We start from the raw sequence: 21,792 nt of genomic DNA on the forward strand, positions 1-21,792 counted from the left end.
ACTTTCGCAATCGATGCGACCCGACGGATCGACCTGATTGAGCAATTGCCCGCGCAGGTTCATCAATGCGTTGGCCGAGCCGTCGGCATACACGAAGGTCTCGACGTTCGGCTGCTGGTTTTCTTCCCGCGCCACAACGCGCAATAGTTGATCGTAACGGGTGCGCCAGACGTTACCGCGTTCGTCATGATGCTCCAGTATTTCCCCGGCCAGCCCTGGCAGGCTCAAACGCCAGCCAGCATCGACACTGCTGATCTTCAATGCCGCACCGTTCAGCCCATATACGGTGCAGAGGTTCGGTTCGGAAAGCCGCGAGTCCCATTGCCGGGTTACGCGCCCGGCTCCGTCGAACGCTTGTCGGCTCAGCAATGCAATGGCCGGTTCACTGGCGATCACGCGCAAATAGGCGACCTGACGAATCGGTAAGCCTCGACCGTCGTTTGCCGTGACGGAGGGGGTGCCTTGGTGAGCTTCACGGTTCATCAGTGCGGGGGCCGCGAATAGGGTTTTGCCGTAAATGGGTTGTCTGCCCCGTTGGCGAATTCAGTGCTCGTCAGCGTCCCGGACATGCCTCGGGTGATTTCGTTGGTCATGGTTCCATCCGGTGTGCGAAGTCGCAGATGGAGCAACGCTAGCAGGCCACATCGTCCAGGTAACCTGTCAGGTCTGACAGGTCAGGCGATTCTTTTAGTTCGAAAAAACCATGCTGTGGATTTTTCATAACCATTAGCCAATCGATAAAAAAGGCCGGGCTCTCTTTCGAGAGGCCGGCCTTATTCGCAGCGTAAGCGCTTACTGCACTTCGACCGCCAGGCTTTCGCTGATCTTCTGTTGCCAGATCGCAGGACCGGTGATGTGTACAGATTCACCTTTGCTGTCTACCGCTACGGTGACCGGCATGTCCTTGACCTCGAACTCGTAGATCGCTTCCATGCCCAGTTCGGCGAACGCCAGCACTTTCGACTTCTTGATCGCCTGAGCCACCAGGTAAGCAGCGCCGCCGACAGCCATCAGGTACACGGCTTTGTTGTCCTTGATCGCTTCGATCGCGGTCGGGCCGCGCTCGGACTTGCCGATCATGCCCAGCAGACCGGTTTGCTCAAGGATCTGACGAGTGAACTTGTCCATCCGCGTTGCGGTGGTCGGGCCAGCCGGGCCAACCACTTCGTCACCGACCGGGTCAACCGGGCCGACGTAGTAGATGAAGCGACCTTTGAGGTCGACCGGCAGGGTTTCACCCTTGTTGAGCATCTCGACCATGCGCTTGTGCGCCGCATCGCGACCGGTGAGCATCTTGCCGTTGAGCAGGACGGTTTCGCCCGGCTTCCAGCTCTGCACGTCTTCCGGGGTCAGGGTGTCGAGGTTGACGCGACGGGCCGACGGGCCGGCTTCCCAGACGATTTCCGGGTAGGCGTCCAGCGGTGGCGCTTCCAGCGAGGCCGGACCTGTACCGTCGAGCACGAAGTGCGCGTGACGGGTGGCGGCGCAGTTCGGGATCATGCACACCGGCAGCGAGGCTGCGTGAGTCGGGTAGTCCATGATCTTCACGTCGAGCACGGTGGTCAGGCCACCGAGGCCTTGGGCGCCGATGCCCAACTGGTTGACCTTCTCGAACAGCTCCAGACGCATTTCTTCGATGCGGTTCTGTGGGCCACGGGCTTTCAGCTCGTGGATGTCGATGGATTCCATCAACACTTCCTTGGCCATCACCGCAGCTTTCTCGGCAGTGCCGCCGATGCCGATGCCCAGCATGCCCGGTGGGCACCAGCCGGCGCCCATGGTCGGAACGGTCTTGAGTACCCAGTCAACGATCGAGTCGGACGGGTTGAGCATGGCCATTTTCGACTTGTTCTCGGAACCGCCGCCCTTCGCCGCTACGTCCACTTCCACGGTGTTGCCCGGGACGATGGAGTAGTGAATCACGGCAGGGGTGTTGTCCTTGGTGTTTTTCCGAGCGCCCGCCGGGTCGGCGAGGATCGAGGCACGCAGGACGTTTTCCGGCAGGTTGTAGGCGCGACGCACGCCTTCGTTGATCATGTCGTCCAGGCCCATGGTGGCGCCATCCCAACGCACGTCCATGCCGACGCGCACGAACACGGTAACAATACCGGTGTCCTGGCAGATCGGGCGGTGGCCGGTGGCGCACATGCGCGAGTTGATCAGGATCTGTGCCATCGAGTCACGCGCCGCTGGCGATTCTTCGCGCAGGTAGGCTTCGTGCATCGCCTGGATGAAATCCACGGGGTGGTAATAGGAAATGAACTGCAGGGCGTCGGCAACGCTCTGAATCAGGTCGTCTTGCTTGATCACGGTCATGAGTCGCGCTCCTCTAAAAGACGGGAACATTCTATGGGGCAGCTACAAGCTTCAAGCTATCAGCGGCAAGTTGGAGCAGTACGCGGACTGCTTGAGCTTGCGGCCTGGAGCTTGCAACTTGAAGCTGGCCCTTGGGGCCGGGCACGCCGGGGCTGCTGGCGCGACGCTAAAAAGGCGCGGCAGTATACCGCGCCTCGGTGGGGCATACACGCGCCGGCAGTCATTCGTTGGTCGCATGGGTGGGCGAATATCGGACAGCGGGTTTGCACTTCAAGATTCACCCCCTCACCCCAGCCCTCTCCCCCAGGGAGGCGAGGGGGAAAGGGAGCCGATGTTGATGCTGTTCAGATCTGAGTTCAGCTCGGTATTTCAGGTCGGCGTATCTCGAACAAACAACAGGGTCAGTCCCCTCTCCCTCTGGGAGAGGGCTAGGGTGAGGGAGCTTGTGGCGATATGCGCAGGCCACACTTTTGACGTCAATTTTCGGGCCTGAAAATCGGTGGTCATTTATCGACTGGGCCTCTAAAGTGGCAGCCGGTCTGTAGAGTAGGACACTCGGTCAGCCTCCTATCGCACGGTGAGTCAACGATTGACCCATAACGCCATTCAACGTCTTTTACTGAAACGTTTTGCCCTCGCTGCAGCCACCTATGGATTGGCGTTGCTGCTGCTGTGGCTGGCGTTTTTTACCGGGCATTACGACCAGACCCTGAGTTCTGTGGCCATCGGCAGCGCGCTGGTGGTGATCAGTCAGGCGACCCTGTTCGGGCTGTTCTGGAGCGGGCGCAACCAGCGCTTTGCCGACCCCAGCCTGACCGAAGTGCAAGTGCTGCTCGGGCTTGGCTGGCAGACCTGGCTGATCGCCCATCTGGACGAGGCGCGCGGCGCCTTTCTGGTGTTTTATGTGCTCATCCTGCTGTTTGGCCTGTTCCATCTCAGTCGACGCGCGTTCATTCGCTGCGCGCTGATGGTGTTCTTCAGTTTCTCCGCGATCACGTTGTGGGACGCCTACTACTTCCTCTTGCCCGAGCCTGCGCTGGCGGCATTGCAGGTGTGCATTCTGGCGATGGTGCTGGCGTGGCTGGTGCTTTACGCACGTTTCGTGCAGATATCGCGGCAGCGCATGCGCCAGCGCCGGTTTGCCTTGCAGGCGCATCAGGACACTTTGCGCGGGATGATGCGCCAGCTCGAAGACCTGGTGGCCACCGACGAACTGACCGGGCTGTTCAATCGCCGGCACTTTCTGCGCCTGGCCTCGCGTGAATTGAACGCGATGGACAGCGATGTGGCCCACGGTTTGGCGTTGATCGACCTCGACCACTTCAAACGCATCAACGACCTGCACGGCCATGCCGCCGGCGATCAGGTGTTGCAGGCCTTCGCCGGTGTCGCCCAGGCGTGTCTGCGCGACGGCGATGTGCTGGCGCGTTATGGTGGTGAAGAATTCGTGGTGTTGCTGCCCGATTGCGACGCCGAACGGCTGACCGCATGTTGTGAGCGCTTGCGCATTGCCTTCACTGATGTCGAATTGATCGGCCTGGATGTGCGCAATCTCAGCCTGTCGGCCGGCATGACCCTGTTGGAACTGGGCGATGATCTCGATGACGCCTTGCAACGCGCGGATCAGGCGCTCTACCGGGCCAAACGTGACGGCCGTAATCGTTGCGCGGCCGCGTGGGAGAACGTCGATGCCTGAACTTCGCGTCGGTGACCGGCACTGGTCGGTGGTGTCAGGCAGCAACTTGCTCGATGCCCTCAATCAAAACGGCGTGGCGGTGCCTTACAGTTGCCGCGCCGGCAGTTGTCATGCGTGTCTGGTGCAATGCGTGCAAGGTCTGCCGGCTGACAGTCGACCGGACGCCTTGAGCGCCGAGCAGCGTCAGCAGGGCTGGCGCCTGGCGTGTCAGTGCCAGGTGGTTGAAGACTTGCAGGTGCACACCTTCGACCCGTTTGCCGACGGTCGCCCGGCGGTGGTCGAAGCCCTGGACTGGCTCAGCGACAACGTCCTGCGCCTGCGCCTCGTCCCGCAACGGCCGTTGCGCTACAGCGCCGGGCAACATTTGGTGCTGTGGATTGATCACATCGCTCGGCCGTACTCGCTGGCGAGCCTGCCCGAAGAAGACCGCTTTCTTGAATTCCACCTTGATTGCAGCCAGCCCGGCGAGTTCAGCGATGCCGCGCGGCGCTTGCAGATCGGTGACCCGATCCGCCTCGGCGAACTGCGCGGCGGCGCCTTGCATTACGACCCGGACTGGCACGACCGGCCGCTGTGGCTGCTCGCCGCTGGCACCGGGTTGGGGCCGTTGTTCGGCGTGCTGCGCGAAGCCTTGCGCCAGGATCACCAAGGCGCGATCCGCATCATTCACCTGGCCCATGATGAGCGTGAACACTATCTGGCCAAACCCCTTGCCGCGCTGGCTGCGCAGCGAGAAAACCTCAGCGTCGAGCTATGGACGGCGGCCGAGTCAGCCGCCGCTTTGGCGCAACTGCGGCTTGTCTCCCGGCAAACCCTGGCCTTAGTCTGCGGTTCGACGGCCAGTGTCGATGCCTTCGCCAGGCGCCTGTATCTGGCCGGACTGCCGCGTAATCAGCTGCTGGCCGACGTATTCCTGTCCCGCGGTTGAGCGCTAATGCTTATCGGGTTTCATAGGTTCTTTGTGGCCAAGTCTTTATGGTCAGAGGATTTTTTGTGGCAAGGGGATTTATGTGGCAAGGGGATTTTGTGGCGAGGGGATTTATCCCCGTTTGAGTGCGCAGCGCTCGCAAGATTTTGGGGCCGCTGCGCAGCCCAGCGGGGATAAATCCCCTCGCCACAACAATCCCCTTGCCACAAAAGCCCCCCCTAGCCACAGAAGTCCCCTGGCCACAGAAGGCACTATCCCCATTTGACCTTCGCAAGCCCGACTATCGCCGAGAGACGCCATGACCGAAGCCATCCTGCTGGAACGCGAGCGCGGTTTGCTCACCCTGCGCCTCAATCGCCCCGACAAGAAAAACGCCCTGACCCGGGCGATGTACAGCCGTTTGGCTGAGGCGTTGAAGCAAGCCGACAGCGACCCCGAGATCAACGCCGTACTGATCACCGGCAGCGCCGAGTGTTTCACCGCCGGCAATGACATCGCCGACTTCATCCAGCAACCACCGAGCGATCTCGACAGCCCGGTATTCCACTTCATGCTCAATCTGCTTGAGTGCCGCAAACCGGTGGTTGCCGCCGTGGCGGGCGCCGCAGTGGGCATTGGCACCACGTTGTTGCTGCATTGCGATCTGGTCTACGTGGCCCGCGATGCACGGTTGCGTATGCCGTTCGTCAACCTTGGCCTGTGCCCGGAATTCGGCTCCAGCCTGATCCTCCCGCGCTTGCTCGGCCAGGCCAAAGCAGCGGAGTTGTTGTTGCTCGGTGAAGGCTTCAGCGGTGAACAGGCGGCGCAGTGGGGGATTGCCACCGAAGCGTTGGGCAGCGGCGCTGAGGCGTTGAGCAAGGCGCGGGAGATGGCGCTGCGTTTCGACGAACTGCCGAGCGAAGCGGTGCGTATCAGCAAGCAATTGATGAAGGCGCCGGATCGCGAGTTGATCCGCAGGGTGATCGAGGAGGAGGGTATGTTGTTCACCCAACGCCTGGCGTCGCCGGAAGCGTTGGCGGCGTTGAGCGGATTCATCAAACGGCATTGAAATTGTCGCTGACCTGACTGGCCTCATCGCTGGCAAGCCAGCTCCCACAGGTTTCTTTGTTGATCAAGTACAGTGTGTACAACTCAATCCCTGTGGGAGCTGGCTTGCCAGCGATGAGGCCCGAACAGGCACCACATCCTGTGGGAGCTGGTTTGCCAGCGATGAGGCCCGAACAGGCACCACATCTTCGGAACATCAGAAAACAAAAAGCCCCGGCACTCACATGCCGGGGCTTTTTTTTCGAACAACCGATCACTCAGACCTGCGGGTCGCCCACGTGCAGGATCTTCATGCCGTTGGTGCCGCCGGTGGTGTGGTAGCTGTCGCCCTTGGTCAGGATGACCCAGTCGCCTTTTTCCACAACGCCACGCTTGACCAGTTCGTCGATCGCCTTCTGGCTGACTTCGTGCGGTTCCAGCGAAGCCGGATCGAACGGTACGGTGTAGACGCCGCGGAACATCGCGGCACGCGCCTGAGTTTCGCGGTGCGGCGAGAACGCGTAGATCGGCACCGAAGAACGGATACGCGACATGATCAGCGGGGTGTAGCCACTTTCGGTCAGCGCGATGATCGCTTTAACGCCCGGGAAGTGGTTGGCGGTGTACATGGTCGCCAGCGCGATGCTTTCGTCGCAACGGGTGAATTCGGTGCCGATGCGGTGGCCCGAAGTCTTGCCAGTCGGGTGCTTTTCAGCGCCGACGCAGATGCGCGCCATCGCTTGAACAGCTTCCAGCGGGTACAGACCTGCTGCGGATTCAGCGGACAGCATCACGGCGTCGGTGTAGTCGAGCACGGCGTTGGCCACGTCGGACACTTCGGCGCGGGTCGGCATCGGGTTCTGGATCATCGACTCCATCATCTGGGTCGCGACGATCACAGCCTTGTTGTGGCGGCGTGCGTGCAGAATGATTTTCTTCTGAATGCCCACCAGCTCGGCGTCGCCGATTTCCACACCGAGGTCACCACGGGCAACCATCACCGCATCGGAAGCCTTGATCAGGCCGTCGAGGGTTTCGTCGTCGGCCACGGCTTCGGCGCGTTCGATCTTCGCCACCAGCCAGGCAGTACCGCCGGCTTCGTCGCGCAGTTGACGGGCGTATTCCATGTCGGCAGCGTCACGCGGGAAGGATACCGCGAGGTAATCGACTTCCATTTCAGCGGCGAGCTTGATGTCGGCCTTGTCTTTTTCAGTCAGGGCCGGCGCGGTCAGGCCGCCACCGCGACGGTTGATGCCTTTGTGGTCGGACAGCGGGCCGCCGATGGTCACGGTGCAATGCAATGCATCGTCAGTTTGGGTATCAACGCGCATCACCACACGGCCGTCGTCGAGCAGCAGCTCGTCGCCTACGCCGCAGTCCTTGACCAGATCCGGGTAGTCGATGCCGACCACTTGCTGGTTGCCTTCGGTCAACGGATGGCTGGTGGAGAAGGTGAACTTGTCACCGATCTTCAGCTCGATCTTCTTGTTGGCGAATTTGGCGATACGGATTTTCGGGCCTTGCAGGTCACCCAGCAGGGCGACGAAGCGACCGTGCTTGGCAGCCAGGTCACGCACCAGTTTCGCGCGAGCCTTGTGCTCGTCGGGGGTGCCGTGGGAGAAGTTCAGACGGGCAACGTCCAGGCCAGCCAGAATCAGCTGTTCGAGAACTTCCGGCGAGTTACTGGCCGGGCCAAGGGTAGCGACGATTTTGGTACGACGGACGGACATGCAAAGACTCCTGAGTTCAAGCGCAAGCGAAGGCTACTATGCTCTTGGGGTGTAGTCATTGTTCGAATGCACTACTTTTCGTGAAGGGCTTTGTTTATTACTTTCTTTATTGAACGCGACGAACGCGACAATCGGCACAAACCGTTCTGAAGATTTTCGGCGCAAGGTCGATACAGAGCACAAGACAGGAGAACCCCCCATGCGATTGTTGCCCATTGCCGCCCTTGCCCTCAGCGTCCTCGCCGTCACGGGCTGCACCCGTTGGTCGATGAACCACCATTTGAACAACGCCTACAGCGCCTATGATCGCGGCAATTGCGAGCAGGTCATGCTGGAGCTGTCCAAGGTCGAACGCGCCAGCCGTGCCCGCCCGTACGTGTGGCCGGAAGTGTCGATGATGCGCGGCCAGTGTCTGGAACGGCAGAAAATGTTTGTTGATGCTGCGCAGACCTATCAGTTCATCATGGCCTCGTACCCGAACAGCGAATACGCCTACCGCGCCCGCGCCCGTCTGGAAACCCTGCAGAGCCTGGGCCATTACCCAACGCGCAGTGCTGCAGCCGTGGTACGCCCGACGCGTTTCTGATGACAGTTGTCATACAAACGCTGGCCGTGTGTACAAGCTGAGCTATAGTCGAATGATCCGGTTTTAGAGCCTGGCCTCTATACCGGGGCAACACCTGCGACCGGCAGCAGTCAGGTGAAGGCGAGGTAGCGACCTTCACACGGAAGCGGGGAGAGCGGGCCTGCAAGGCAGGTTCGTTCCGAAGCAAAAGTGCGGCTCCGTGACGGAGCCCTGCCTGGCGAACTGCGCATGTTTACCCACCGCCGAATCGAACGGCATCAACTGCCGTACTTTCTGAGAGTGTTCAACAGCATCACCGACAAACCGATCGGCTTTCTCGGCAACGTGTCTGAAGACGGGCTGATGCTCATCAGCCAGTTACCGATGATGATCGGTGTGGATTTCAAACTGCGTCTGAAAATTCCCATGGATGAAGGCTGCCAGCAGGTCATCGACCTGACGGCGTGTTGCCTGTGGTGCCATGAAGACGCGACCCCGCAGCATTATGACGCGGGTTTCAGCCTGCACCGGCCGCCGCCGGAGTACGGGCAACTGGTGCAGGCGTTGAAGCAGTACTTCAGTTTTCAGCCGCTGCCAGCTTCCGCCTGATACAGCAAACGCAAAAGCCAAAGATCGCAGCCTGCGGCAGTTCCTGCAGAGGGCTGCGATCTTTTGGTCTTCATCCGTTCATGGCAACTGCGCGCTCACTGTAGAGCGCCTTCTCCGCCAACAACAATCCCATTTCGCTCAACTGATAAATCGCCATCGCCAGATGCCGTGGTTTGTCTTCCAGGCTGTCCGCCAGATCCAGCAACAGAATGCTCACCGACGAAAACGTTTCGTAGGTCTGGATGGCGATGGCTTCGGGATTGATGTCGGGGGCAACGACGAACATCTGCATCGCGCGATCGACGGAGTTACGTGAAACGGGTTTGAAGTAGTGGTCGAGGGCGCGCTCGGCGGCTTCGTGGAGTCTTTTTGAATCGGGGGAGGCGTAGGGGGATGTGTCGGTGGGGTCTATTTCGGGGGGATTCGGAGTTGCTTTGAACATAAGTGATTACCCTTTGTTTGGGCCTTCACCGGTTCGCGACTAAACGAAAGGGTGGCGGCTGATTGCAGGTTAGTCGACCGGGGGTTATCACCAAATACCGGCGCGCCGAAGCGCCCTGCGCACAGCCACCATCGAGTGCGGGAATGGGATACCCGACTGGATGACGCTTGTACACATTGATGACACACCCCGAGCGACTAAACCCGACCACTGATTATCAGCGGCACGCATCAAGTTACGGGGCATCAGCAAAGCGCACAAGCCGGCGGATTCTGGCGGATGTGTAGGCAAAGGCGCAAGGATTCGTAGCCTCTATTCCTTTGTCTTGAAAGTTTCTGAAATACCCGGAAAAACCTTACAACCGCTGGTCGGGACTGTCAGTTCTGTCAGGTGGCAGTCACTGGTCAACCTGCTCTTCTTGGTTGGGTTATTCCCCTGACATTTGCACCTGCACTCTCATCCGGAGCCCAATATGGACGAGCCAATCCTCGCGTCTGTCGACACCAATGATTCCTCACCAAAGGTGAAGTTGCTTGCGCCAGTCATACTTCTACCTGCCAAGGGCTCCATCGAGGATTCACGACCGATCATCAGTGGCGATGTGGCTTACCAAAACGCGTTGATCGAGGTGTTCTTCGACACCACCGATGTCCGGCTTGGTTGGGGTTATGGCGGTGCCGATGGTCGCTGGACCCTTACCACCTTCGACAGAGACATGCCCCATGGCCTGAACGCTCTGTCGGCGAAACAGACATTGGGTGCGGACTTCTCCGACCGTGGCTTTCGTCGCACATTCTATGTTCGCCCGGCACCGCTGCCTAACGTCGGCATCAGCTACCCACCCCCCACGGGCGTAAGGTTCGCCGGCAAAGGCATTCCCAATGCGCGAGTGACCGTGTACCTCTCGGCCCAGCAGCTCATCTCCAGTGATACCTACGTCGATCCCCGAGGTGACTGGTCGCTGGAGTTCCCGCGGGTACTGCCGAATATCTTTCGAATGAATGCCGAGCAGGCGATCCAGGTTGACACGCCGCAGTGGATTCCCTCGCAGCCCACACCGGACCGCGAGCTGAGGTTGATGCCGCCTCGCCCGGGCTTGAACCCGGTGGTTGAAACCGCGCAGGTTCCCACCTTTACCGGCTCGCGCAATGTTTGGGGGGATGTGGTGGGGCAGATTCAGATCAAGCTCAACGGCAATACCCATCCGCTTTTACCGTTGTATGCAGGCAATGGCGCCACCTTCTCCATTACTGCCTCCAGCAAAATAGCCCCAGGTCGTTACGAAGTGTCGGCGTTGCAATGGGTGAACACTCATTGGTCGGAGGCGACCATCCTCAATGAACAATTGCGCATCGTGCCTCTGCCCACCACCTTCATTGAACCGCCGTTGGGTCTGCCGAGCGGTCAGTCTCCGCGGATCAGCGGAGAGGGCGCCTGGTACCCGGGAAAGGTCAAGTTGAGCGCCAACGGTACAGAGTTGACGATTATTGATGTGCAGGCCAACGGAACGTGGTCATTTCCTGCCAACAAGTTGTGGAACCCTGGAGCCTATGAGCTGAAAGCGCAGGTATTGGCTAACAATGAGGTATCACTTGAGCAGGCACGCTCGTTCTCTGTCAAAACTCCAACGGCGATTGTCGATCCTGCGGGCAGTTCAGCCTCGCCCCATCACGTAACGTTATCCGGAACGGGCTGGGAGGGCTCGTGGGTAGAAGTCTTTCGATTCCAGAACAGAACGCCGCTTGGCCGTGGGCAAGTCATCAACGGCACCTGGCACGCTGATTTGGCTGAGCAGCCTGTCGGGGCTCTGGACGTTTACACCGTCCAGACATACGCCAATACCCACCACTCCGATGAGTCTGCCAGGTTCACGATAACGGTGGCGGTGCCGGTACCGGTCATTACTAACCCCGGTGCAACGGGGCCACGCACTTTTACCCTGCGCGGAACCAAGGGTGTCCCGGGGGGCACTGTTGATTTGCTGTTCAATGGTAAGCCCTCACCCTATAAGGACATCGAGGTTGCCGCGAGTGGCACCTGGGAGGTGAACATCGACGCCGGCGTCGGGCCGCTGACCCTCACTGGCGTGCAAAAATTCAAAGGCCAGCCCTCCAGCGTCAGTGCGGCAGTCGCGATCACATTGCTGCCCAATATGCCTTCGCTGGAAACGCCAGCCGAAAGCGAGTACCTCTCCACGCGACCTGTCTTTTCCGGTTTCGGAGATTCCGGGGATACTGTTTTTGTGGTCAAAAACAACGCTGCAACCGTTATTTTGGGAGCTGTTGTCGTGGCACCCGACGGTACCTGGTCGGTTCGTTCAGCGTTGGAACTACCTGCAGGGGCGCCTTATGCGTTTTCAATCGAGCAACGACGCGATAGTTACAATTCCGGTTGGCATAAAACGCGAACGTTTAATGTACTGGCTACGGCGCCGACGTTTGAAGTGCCGGCAGCCTTTGACCGGCTCGGTACACAACCGCAGGTGAGTGGTCGGGATGTGGCTGGCGCGAAGATTACCGTGGCGGACGCCTTCGACTCGCAGAAAACGCTGGGTCCTGTGGCGACAGCTGATGCAACGGGGGAATGGAGGGTGCCGTTGAGTAGTGTCTTGCCGTCCGGACAAAACCGCATTCAGCTACGTGCTGCCCGACCGGTGTCGGGCGCGGCAGATGCACTGTCTGACTGGAGGTTAAGCGAGCCGTTTATTGTCGAGTCGGTGTAGGTGATGGTGAGTTGAGCAAAAAAGAAACAACCTTCAGGACTGCCTGAAGGTTTTTTGAAAGGCTCAGCCAATGAACGTGCGCGCGGCACCGGACATTGGATCCCCCCAACGACTTAACCCTGGACGCCGAGGATCATCGCCCGGGCATTTTTCGTGGCTCAGCCGGGCTTTCTTTCCTGTGACGCATCCACACAAATCACAGATCTTGCGATTGCTGGCGCCGGTCAGGGCGGCACCTATCCGGTAGGCGAGCCTGTCGGGTGTGTCGGTTTGATGCGGGCAGGCATTACACGCGCTGATTCGCTGTTCGAACAGATCGTTATCTGCGGCCTTGAAGCCCTCACGACTCCAGGCTACGAAAGAACTGGCGGCTTTTTTCAGCAAGGCGCGGTTGTCCAGTTCCACGTAACGGGCAGGCACCGGTTCGACGCTGTTGCCGGTGATCGGTTCGCCATGGTCTGGGTGCGCCAGTAGGTAATCGCGAAAAGCTGGAGCGGGGCGGGCAATGAAGAGATTGGTGGCGTAACCCGGATTTTTGATGATGGCGGCAAACACTTCGCGCGTAATGGGCTTCTCAAGTCCCAGATACTGCCCGAGTTGCGCGCAGGCGTCCTTTACGCTGGCAAATGCCTTGAAGTCAGGAGGCAGGTCCTGATGGTGATGGGACGTCATGGGTCGACTCCTGATTTTCGATGAGCGTGGGCTTGCAGGCTTGCAAGTCGGTGATCGCCGAACATTCGCTGGCGACCGCCGCTGCATGACTCATGATCAGTTGGAGGTTGGCGTGATGCAGGACGGCTCGGGTAAAAATCCCATGGATTTTTTGTACGTCTCGATACGGCAATCAAGCGTCGTGCTGGCACATCCGGACTCGGGCTCATCCGCTTTGCTCGGGATTTCAATGAACATCGCACTGACTTGGCTCAAAGCATCGTGAATGACCTTGCTATAGAGCGGATTGAATACCGTCTGCAAGACAGATGGGGCCAGGTAATCGACGATGGCTTTGCAGCGTAACGTGTAAGGTGCCTCGCGCTCGAAGCGTTTAACCAGATAGCCCAGCACCAGGGCCATACCTTGCCATTCCAAGTGTCGGGCACGCACCAGGCCTCCTTGCACCAGCACATACGGCTGCGAATCCAGCACGAACGAAAAAGCGTTTGCCTGACGGGAAGACGTGTCGAAAATGAAGTGGATGTGCGGATAGAAAGCATGAAAAGTCTTCAGCAGCCACAGGAAGTTGCCGGCTCGTTGCGGGTCGCGAGTCGATTCAGCTTGTTGAAGCTCCTGCACTTCACTGGCCTGAGTTTGTGTGAGAAAACCCTGGTTCATTGCCGACGCGGGTATTTGCAAGGTGACACTGTGATCACCCTGGAGCGTGATGCTACCGGTGCCAGCACTGAGAATGGCGATCGCCTTGCTGCTGCCCGCCGACGCCAGGAAGGACTTCAGGTCGATTTCCGGGCGCTGTGCCAGTGCCACGCCTTGCTGACGAGTGGCATGGGCATCGACGATCGCGTCGTGGGCTCGGGTGGTGACTGTGGGGACTGAGCCGCGCGGCACCGCAAAGCCTTTTTTTGCCAGTTCGTCGTAATACAGTTGTGCCGCATAGTCAGCCGACAGAACGCGACCGATCGCGAGCAGGTGGCCATCAAGGTTCTGTGGTTCTCCGATGGATGTAGCGATGTTCCAGACACCGCCAGTGTAGCTTTTGATTTCCAGCCTGGTGATTTCGGCGGTAGTACCATCGATCAACATCAGGCGATAGCCTGGCACCAGCATCTGCGCCTGGATTAACCGCTTGTCCTCCCCCAAAAACGGATGATTGAGGGTGGCGACCAAGGTCTCGGTTTCATTGCCGATCCGCAAGGAGACATAGGCCATTTCCGGTTGAACGCTTGTCGCGGAGGTGCCGTTGGAAAAGGCGATCGTGCCGACCCTGGATTGACCATCGGCGTCAAAGGCCAGCACCGGGTCATCTACCACGAACATCTGAATCGGCTTGCTCGCTGTGGCGGACTGCAGTACTGGCGAATCGTACGCCAGGCAAGAACATGAACAGAAGCAAATGATTTCCGTCACCGGATCCTCAACCTGAACCAGGTGGTTTACCTGCCAGCCGTTCTCTTTGCATATTTTGTTGACGTATTCGGACACTGCTGCGCAGTGTTGTTCTGCACACATTTCGGTGCCTAAGGACTTCATGGTGTTGCTCCCTTTCAATTGAGTAACGGTGCAGGTATGCGACGATGAGGCGCTCGCTTTCTGTTGCAGAACGCAGAGGCTGGATCACACCTCTACCTCCAACAATGACGCCCCCTCTGGCACCCACGAAGATTAAGCGTGCGGATTGAAACGCTGCCTACTGTCAGATCTGACAGGTCGGTTAACCGCTCGTCGGGACTGTCAGTTTTTACAGGTAGACGCACAACTTCCCTCTGGCCAATTAATGAGCGCACGAAATCCAAGTGCCAAGGCGAGGGGAGTGGGTCGATGGTGAAGGAAGCGCTTCAACAGCTGGTTACGCCGGCCATCGTCACGCCTGCGAGAGGGACGGTGATTGATCTCGGGGCGCAGACCATCGCCGGGAGCAAGGCCATCGCCAACGCCACTGTCAGCCTCTTTCGCGATCTGATGCCGCAGCCATTGGGAGAAACCCAAACCATCAGTCCTGAGGGCAATTGGAGCATCAGCATTACGCTGGACAAGCCTGATGTCGGTGAACTGATCCTGCTGGTGCAGCAGAAAAACGCGACGGATTCCTCGGCAGTCAGCGAGGCGTATCCACTGATGGTTCGTCCCTCTGCGCTGGCTCACTTTGAGTCACGGCTAACCACGCAAGGCAACGTGATCTGTTCGGGGCATTCGGACTTCCCGGGCGCCACTGTGACGGTTGAATGCAATGGCCCGGCAGGACGCATCGAGTTGAGTGACACGGTGAGGGATGACGGTCAGTGGCGAGTCGAGTTTCCGGCTGTCGTGCCGGGCCCATACAACTTCTCGGCGCTGCAACGAGTGGCACAAGTAGCGTCTGCATCCACCGCTGGTACGGCCGTTGCGGTCGCCGTTCCCACGCCTGTTTTTGAAAGCCTGCACGTTGTCGATCAGGTGCCGACGTTCAAGGGCATTGGCCACCAATGGGCAGGCCAGAATGCCGCTCGAGTGGAGGTGAGTATTGCCCAAGGTGCTGCACAGTCTTCGGCTGAAGTCATTGATGGTCGCTGGGAGATTACGGGCGAGGAATGGGCTCCAGGCGCTTACCACATCGGATTTCAACAAGTGTTCAATACGCTGAGATCGGCATACGTCATGCTGGAACCAGACGCTCTCATTGTGACCCCCGTTAGCCCCACTATCGATCAGCCGTTGCCAGACGCTGTGATCGATGAACAGACGCCAACTTTTGCAGGCAGGGCAATCGCCAATGCAAGTGTCGAGCTGCGGACGCTGGATGGGGATGTGTTCGGCCCCACTGTAGCCGATGCTCTAGGGGGCTGGACGTTCCAGGTCGCGGCCGATACCCCGTTGGCGCCGATCAGCCAGACGCTTCAGGCTCGGCAGGTCGTACAAGGGATCGCGTCTGAGTGGGTATCGTGTACCTTCCGAGTGACAGTCCCTGAGCCGGAATTCACCACCCCCTCCGACAATGACGTTGTCGACGCCCCCCCACAGGTGCAAGGGCGGGGCTGGCCCCGCGCAGACATATTTGTCTATCGCGAAGACGGCATACCGATGGGACAAGCCTTGGTCAAGCCAGACATGACCTGGACAATGCAACTGGCCAATGCTCCTTCAGGCCCTTGCACGATCAGAGCGCTCCAGGTTGTCGACGGATACGCTTCTGCGCTGAGCGAAGATCGGCACTTTGTCGTGCAGACCCATGCCCCGGTGATTCTGGGTCCCGCAGCCAATGCCTATGTGCAGCGGGAGGCAACGGTATCGGGGACAGCGGTTGCCGGTTCAGTCATATGCCTGGAAGTGAAGATAGACCAGCGTTTGCAACCGGCGGTCGAAAACATCCGGGTCAACGCCAACGGTGAATGGAGTACCGCCATAGCGCCGACACCCGATGTGGGACCTGCGACGGTTCAGGCGTTTCAGGACTATTACGGAGAATCAAAACCCAGCCCCATCGTCTCGTTCAATGTCACCCCGCAAACGCCGGTTTTCGACAGTGAGTGGGATGGGTCGACGGTCGGCCCGTGGCCGCTCATCTCCGGCAAAGGCTACCCCGGCGACACCATGGTCGTCGTCACGAGTGTCTTGACGGTGTTGATGACCTCTATGGTTGACGTCGATGGTAACTGGCAGCACCCCCCCGATTCCGGCCTGCAAGCGCCGACAACGGTGCTGAAGGTCAAGGCCCGGCGACATGCGACGACGACCTTCGATTCACCCTATTCACCTGACATCTCCCTGGCAGTGGACCCATTGATTGCGCAGATCTTGATGCCGCAATCACACACCCGCGTGGTGCGCGGCAAAGTGAATATCTGCGGCCGTGGCCTGGCCGGCGCGACGATCGATTTGTTCGTCAACGAGGACGCCTCTCCGATTGCCACGAAGATCCCGGTCACCGTTGAAGGCTGGCAGGTCGAAGTCGCCATGGACGATCCCGCGCCGATGAAGGTCGTGGCGGTACAGAGTAAAGAATTGCTCTGCGCAACGAGTCCGGTACAGGTTTTCGATGTGGTTCCCGCGGCGCCCAAGTTCACCTCGCCGCAACCGGAAAGCGCAGAAACAGGTTGGCTGACTTTCAGAGGAACAGGTTTTACCGGGGACACTGTCGAGGTGTTCGACGCCAGCGATGAAGCGGATGTCCTGGCCGTTGGCAGCGTATACGGCGACAAATGGGTTGCGCCGAGCAATCGCCGCTTGCCGCTGGGTGAGATCAGTGTGTCGGCACGGCAAAGCCGAGGCGGCCAGCAGTCTGACGTGACCGAGCCCCTCACGTTCAAGATTGTCTCTTGACCGTCAACCCCTTCGCGATCTGAACGCTGCGTTAACCATAACGAAGCGCTTCGCCCAGTCCTGAGCAACGTTGTTCATGCAGTAACAGTCTCAAGGAGAGACCGCCTATGTCCCATTCCTCTCAACGGCCTGTCGATCAACTGTTTCGTGCCGTGTTCGGTGACTCTGCCTCGGTGACATCGGCATCGGCCCGGCTGGACCCATTCTTCGCGTCCAGGGACAGTGTTTTTGATCTGGTGAACCTGCGCCCGGCCGAGCTTTCCCGGAAAACCGGGTTGAGTATCGAGGACGCAACTCAGTTGGCCGGGCGCGCCAACAGTCTGGCCCTGTACATCGCACGCGCATTCCGCGAGCAGCGTCAGGTGCTCAAGTCCCCGTCCGAAGCGCCTCCGGGCCACGGCGTGCGGGCGCTGGTGGAGCTGCCGACATTTATAGACCAATTCAAACCTGACTTTACCGCCGCCGCCCCAGTCGATGCGATTGAGTCGGCCTATTCACCTTTGGCTTACCTGATTGCGCTGTTGAAGTGGATGTACGATGAAGTCGTCCCGTTGGCCGACCCGCTGACTTATCAACCGCTCACCACACGCCGTCCCGAACTGATGCAGTTTTTGATGAACTCCATGGCTGTTCGGCGCAGCGCACCGGCACTGGAAATCGTCAATCATCTGCTTGAGGCGCAGATCAAGGAGAAGTTGGGCCGCGACAAGGATGTTGATGCTTTGCTGCGTCGTTCGAGGCATCCGCACAAGCTTCCCTATGACCCGGACTGGCACGCTATTACCTACGTGCTTGGACGCGCCGGCGACCACGTCACTTTGGGTGATCTCATCGGATGGACCGATATCGGTTTCCCTTACTTCAAAAACAAAAACGCTCGGGGTCGCCAGTCAGACACGGCGCTGCGCCTGTCGAGCGGCTTGGGGCCGGTTCAACAGACGCTGTTACTGGAGAGTCCGTATTTTTCGCTCGGTACCCATAGCGTGCACTCAGCTACGCAACGGGTCGATCCTGGTACACGATTGATTGATCCTGACCCTGCTAAATCCGCCGGTGATTTTTACCTGACTAACTTTGGCTATATAGGCTTGAAAGACCTCATGCAGGTCTGGGTTTTGCGCATGTCCTTGAGGCTGGACAAGGAGGGTGTCGAAGCTTTTTTTGCCCTCGCCGACCATGCTCCGACGCTTTCGCCCAATGCCTTGTTGTTGCATCCCGAGGACACAACAGTGTCGGCGGCGCACTCAGGTGCCGCGTACATCAATGCGACAGTTGACCCGGCGATAAGTCTTGCTCGAACCGGACCCGGTGCTGAGTTCGAACTGCAGAATATCGATAAATCGAACGAACATCGCATGGACCGCATCAACCGTAAACGGCGTCTCGATCTGTGGCTGGATTTGACCCCACGCGAATGTGATCAACTGATCATGGCGGCCATTCTCGCCGAGCGGCGAGGCGGATCCGGCAATACCGATATCTGGATCAGCGGCAAGACCTTGAGTGCACTGGGTCTGTTTCAGGAATTGAGGGCGCGCTACAGCTGCCCGGCGGAAGATTTTGCAGTGTTCATTGGACTTCTTTCGCCCTATCGCCATGGCGAAGCCGTGGCGCAATTTGATCTTGTCTTCAATAGTCAGACACCTTATCGAGAGCCTCTGCAGCTGGAAGACCGCACATTCGAGATTGTCCCCAGCAGTGAGCAGGACATGCGCATCGCGCATCAGATCTGTAGCGTGTTGAATATCAATTTCGGGACGTATCGTTTTTTGGCCACGCTCATTGCCAAGTCTTTTTCTTACAAGACCCGGCTCGAATGCAGCCTGGAGGTGTTTTCAAGTTTTTACCGAATGGTCACCCTCGCGCGGCTGTTCAAGATCACTCCAGTGGAACTGGGCTCGCTGCTCCAGACGTTGGACAACGGGGGCGACGGGTGGGTAGCGCAGCTGGCCGGTGTGCCTGACATCCAGACGCGAACAAGCGCCGAAACTCCGGACGCGCTCAGCGTGATTCGCGCCTTGATGATGTGTGTGCAATGGTGCAACGACAACAATGTTTCTGCGCTCTGGTTGGCGCAGAACGTAAACCCGGTGCAGGTGACGCCGGTTCAGACGGATGCGCAAAGCCGCTTGCTGGAGCAGTTGCGCAGGCAGGTTCAACCGGTGTTGTTGCTCGAATTTTCATTGATCTCGGCAGGCGTGCCGCCTGGTAACAATGGGCAGGACGGTGTGTGGTTAAGAGCGCTGGCGACATTGGTGAGCCCGCAGGGACTCATGATCGGGCGAGCAGAGGAAAGCGACAGCGACTACTTGATCAGAGCAACCGAAACCATTCGACAGGCCGTCAAGTCGGTGATGGACGTGACCACTGGCCCGCAAGAGTTGCTGCGGGTCGAAGCGTTGATCCTCGGTGTTCTAATGCCAGTGCGGGCAGCCCAGCAAGAAGTGGTACGCGAGGCGTTGGTGATTTTTTGCAGGCTGTCTTCGGACGTGGTCCTGGCGACTCTGGCCTGGGCGCAGGGCACGCCTTACTTTCTGCTGGACGCGGCATTTAGCCGTATGCCCGAGCAGATGGCATTAGAGGGCGAGCAGGGCGACGCTGAGCCGTTCCTGACATTGATGGTCGAGCTCGAACGACGTAGCGCCATTGTCCGTCAATTCAAGATCAGCGCGACTTTTCTGACGACATTGTTAGTGGATGAACAATACGTCTGGTTCAACCTCAATGAAAAATATGAAATTTCGATCAACACGGTTTACTACCTGTCGCTGTATAGCCGGGTCCTGGCGCTGGGGAAGCAGCCTGAACAATTCATCCTTGACTACCTGGTGCAGATCAACCGCTTGCCTGCCGATATGTCGCCAGATCAACTGCGGCTGGTACGTGATGCGGCGGCTGAAAGGCTCGGCACCTTCTTCGGCTGGACCATCAGAGACGTCCTGGAATGCGCCCATCACGTTAATCCCCCTATAGGCGCGGCGCCGTCGAGAGCGCTGATCAGTAACCTGGCGCAGATTGACCTGTTGCTGCGCGTGCATGCGTTCGCCAGGCAAAGCGGCCTTGACTCCACCATGATTCTTGCGCTGGGTCAGCTGCAGCCTCTGGCATCCGAACAGATTATTGCCGCGGCCGCGAAAAACGTACTGGAAACCCTGCAGACTTCTTCTGTGGTGCAACCTGTCGATGAATCCAGGGAAGTGGGGCAGAGCATTACCACTCGCTGCACCGTTGATTCGAACCGGTTGGTGGCAAGGTTGGCGGGTGAGAAGACGACCTACGTTCTGTACGTCCTGGATTATTTTGGCAAGCCGTTGCGCGGTGTGCAGGTTTACTGGAACACGGATCTGGGGGTCATGCTGACCCCTGAGAGCATGACCGACAATGAGGGACGAACCGAGGCGCTGCTTCAGGCGGGTAACACGGTCGGCACGGCCCATGTGACGTTCAACCTGGACTTCGGGCAGCCTGCCTATGGGCCGGCAACGATCATCGACTGTGATGAGCCATCGCTCAATTTCGACCTCCAGACGGTAACACCTCTGCCGGTGGAACCGGTGCTGGCCGGGCGCCTGAAAGCCATTACGGCGAGCGTGCGATTGGTTGACGATTTCGGCAACGCTGGGGCCGGGCGTTCGGTTGCATGGGCAACGACGCATGGCGAGGTCGCTCCGAGCGAAGCGTTTACCGATGAAAATGGCTTTACCCAGGTGCAGGTGTCCAGTGCCGAGGCGGGTGTTGCCATCCTGTCCGTTACCTATGGCGAGAATCAGAACCAGATTGTCATCCCCGGCAAAATCGAGTTTGTCGATCGACCTTATCTGCAACCCCTCGCACAGGTATCCGAGGCTGTGGCGGGGCGGCCATTGCAAGTTCAATGTGCGGTGGCAGGACTTTCCGGTTCGCTTCAGCCCAACGAGGAGGTCATCTGGTGGACGAGCGCCGATCCGACGCGACATACCGTACCAAGTTCGGCGTTGGGGATTTCGCTGTTCGAGGTTCCCGCTCCTGCGGCGGGAGCATTGACGGTGTTTGCCCAGTTCGCTTCGGATATTGCGCTCCAGCTTGAGGTTGAGGTGGCCAGCGATGTCATCATCCAGACGGCGTCTGACGACTACACCTTCCCCGTCGCGGGTGGGCAGGCAATCAGCTTGTGGGTCGCGCTCGTCGAGCCAGGCAGCGGCAGGGCCATTCCCTACTATTCAGTGCTGTGGACAGTGTCCGCCAGTCCCCTTCCCGGGAATCCGGGGCCCCAGACCACCCGGGTACGCAGTACCGTCGACGGTCGTTCGACGTTCCAGTTCCATGAGCAGAAGGTCGGGCATTACACCGTGACCGCCATGCTCGAGGGCAAACCTCTTGAGACGCGAACTTTTAAAGTCGAGGTGATTGCAGCACTGGAGTGGAAGGTCATCCTGTTCACTGAGGATCCTCCTGAGGAGACCATCATCGGCATGGGCGACACCCTCAATCTGCACAAGGGACGTCAATATCGTCTCTCTGTCGATCCGGGGACCGGCAGTCCACTGATTGGCTCACAAGCGGCCTTGAGCTGGAGTTCGAAATACCGTCCGGACATGCTCGACATCAAATTCAGTCCAGGGTTGGCCGCACGTCGCGAGTTCACGGGCGAGCCCATGGTGTGGGTCATCACGTGTGGATACGGCAAAAGCGCTTCATTCGAGTTGGGCCTGCATTGTGATCGCGTGCAGCAGGTGCCGAGTTGGCCGGGCACGTTGAGCCCCTTGAATCCGGGCAAATCCCGACCCGGCCGGTAATGCCCGGCCAAA

13 protein-coding genes and 1 pseudogene are annotated in these 21,792 nt (G+C 59.0%); 8 read left to right on the forward strand and 6 right to left on the reverse strand.

Annotated elements, in window-relative coordinates; all coding sequences use genetic code 11:
• Together EJA70_RS12765 and EJA70_RS12770 are read right to left on the reverse strand one after the other, a co-directional pair.
• Positions 1–483, reverse strand: a pseudogene (locus EJA70_RS12765) (toxin); the annotation flags it as partial.
• A gap of 309 nt (positions 484–792) precedes the next feature.
• Positions 793–2,316: a fumarate hydratase gene (locus EJA70_RS12770; RefSeq protein WP_122589657.1), complete on the reverse strand. Its 1,524-nt coding sequence runs from the start codon at positions 2,314–2,316 to the stop codon at positions 793–795.
• Between the two features lie 589 nt (positions 2,317–2,905).
• Between EJA70_RS12770 and EJA70_RS12775 the strand changes: the two genes are divergently transcribed.
• From EJA70_RS12775 to EJA70_RS12785, 3 genes are all read left to right on the forward strand, one after another.
• Complete coding sequence (locus tag EJA70_RS12775; protein ID WP_158831111.1) at positions 2,906–4,012, forward strand: diguanylate cyclase; 1,107 nt, start codon at positions 2,906–2,908, stop codon at positions 4,010–4,012.
• A complete protein-coding gene (locus EJA70_RS12780; RefSeq protein WP_158831113.1) occupies positions 4,005–4,940 on the forward strand; it encodes an iron-sulfur-binding ferredoxin reductase in 936 nt (311 codons plus the stop codon). The genes EJA70_RS12775 and EJA70_RS12780 overlap by 8 nt, the downstream gene beginning before the upstream one ends.
• Positions 4,941–5,238: 298 nt before the next feature.
• Entirely contained in the window at positions 5,239–5,988 is a 750-nt protein-coding gene (locus EJA70_RS12785) for an enoyl-CoA hydratase-related protein (RefSeq protein ID WP_158831115.1), read from the forward strand.
• A gap of 256 nt (positions 5,989–6,244) precedes the next feature.
• Here EJA70_RS12785 and pyk read toward each other — a convergent pair whose 3' ends face one another.
• Positions 6,245–7,696 carry a pyruvate kinase gene (pyk, locus tag EJA70_RS12790; protein WP_158831117.1) on the reverse strand — a complete coding sequence of 484 codons (1,452 nt, stop codon included), beginning with the start codon at positions 7,694–7,696 and terminating at the stop codon, positions 6,245–6,247.
• Between the two features lie 199 nt (positions 7,697–7,895).
• On the opposite strand from pyk, the gene EJA70_RS12795 reads away from it, so the two are divergent.
• Complete coding sequence (locus EJA70_RS12795) at positions 7,896–8,282, forward strand: tol-pal system YbgF family protein (RefSeq protein ID WP_158831119.1); 387 nt, start codon at positions 7,896–7,898, stop codon at positions 8,280–8,282.
• Between the two features lie 228 nt (positions 8,283–8,510).
• Positions 8,511–8,870 (forward strand): PilZ domain-containing protein, encoded by a 360-nt coding sequence (locus EJA70_RS12800; protein ID WP_158831121.1) that lies wholly within the window; start codon positions 8,511–8,513, stop codon positions 8,868–8,870.
• 70 nt (positions 8,871–8,940) lie between these two features.
• On the opposite strand, the gene EJA70_RS12805 is transcribed toward EJA70_RS12800, so the two are convergent.
• Positions 8,941–9,312 carry a DUF6124 family protein gene (locus tag EJA70_RS12805; protein ID WP_158831123.1) on the reverse strand — a complete coding sequence of 124 codons (372 nt, stop codon included), beginning with the start codon at positions 9,310–9,312 and terminating at the stop codon, positions 8,941–8,943.
• A gap of 472 nt (positions 9,313–9,784) precedes the next feature.
• Between EJA70_RS12805 and EJA70_RS12810 the strand changes: the two genes are divergently transcribed.
• Entirely contained in the window at positions 9,785–12,034 is a 2,250-nt protein-coding gene (locus EJA70_RS12810) for a hypothetical protein (protein ID WP_158831125.1), read from the forward strand.
• A 63-nt stretch (positions 12,035–12,097) separates the two neighbouring features.
• Here the strand turns inward: EJA70_RS12810 and EJA70_RS12815 are convergent, their stop codons facing one another.
• Together EJA70_RS12815 and EJA70_RS12820 are read right to left on the reverse strand one after the other, a co-directional pair.
• Complete coding sequence (locus EJA70_RS12815; RefSeq protein ID WP_158831127.1) at positions 12,098–12,706, reverse strand: hypothetical protein; 609 nt, start codon at positions 12,704–12,706, stop codon at positions 12,098–12,100.
• 96 nt (positions 12,707–12,802) lie between these two features.
• Entirely contained in the window at positions 12,803–14,239 is a 1,437-nt protein-coding gene (locus tag EJA70_RS12820; RefSeq protein ID WP_158831129.1) for a hypothetical protein, read from the reverse strand.
• Between the two features lie 288 nt (positions 14,240–14,527).
• On the opposite strand from EJA70_RS12820, the gene EJA70_RS12825 reads away from it, so the two are divergent.
• Positions 14,528–17,005 (forward strand): hypothetical protein, encoded by a 2,478-nt coding sequence (locus tag EJA70_RS12825; protein WP_158831131.1) that lies wholly within the window; start codon positions 14,528–14,530, stop codon positions 17,003–17,005.
• A gap of 107 nt (positions 17,006–17,112) precedes the next feature.
• The gene (locus EJA70_RS12830; protein WP_158831133.1) at positions 17,113–21,780 is read left to right on the forward strand and encodes an Ig-like domain-containing protein; all 4,668 of its coding nucleotides are present in this window, start codon (positions 17,113–17,115) and stop codon (positions 21,778–21,780) included.
• Positions 21,781–21,792: the final 12 nt, after the last annotated feature.

The sequence above is a fragment of the Pseudomonas sp. PB103 genome (assembly GCF_009764635.1).
Classification (GTDB): domain Bacteria; phylum Pseudomonadota; class Gammaproteobacteria; order Pseudomonadales; family Pseudomonadaceae; genus Aquipseudomonas.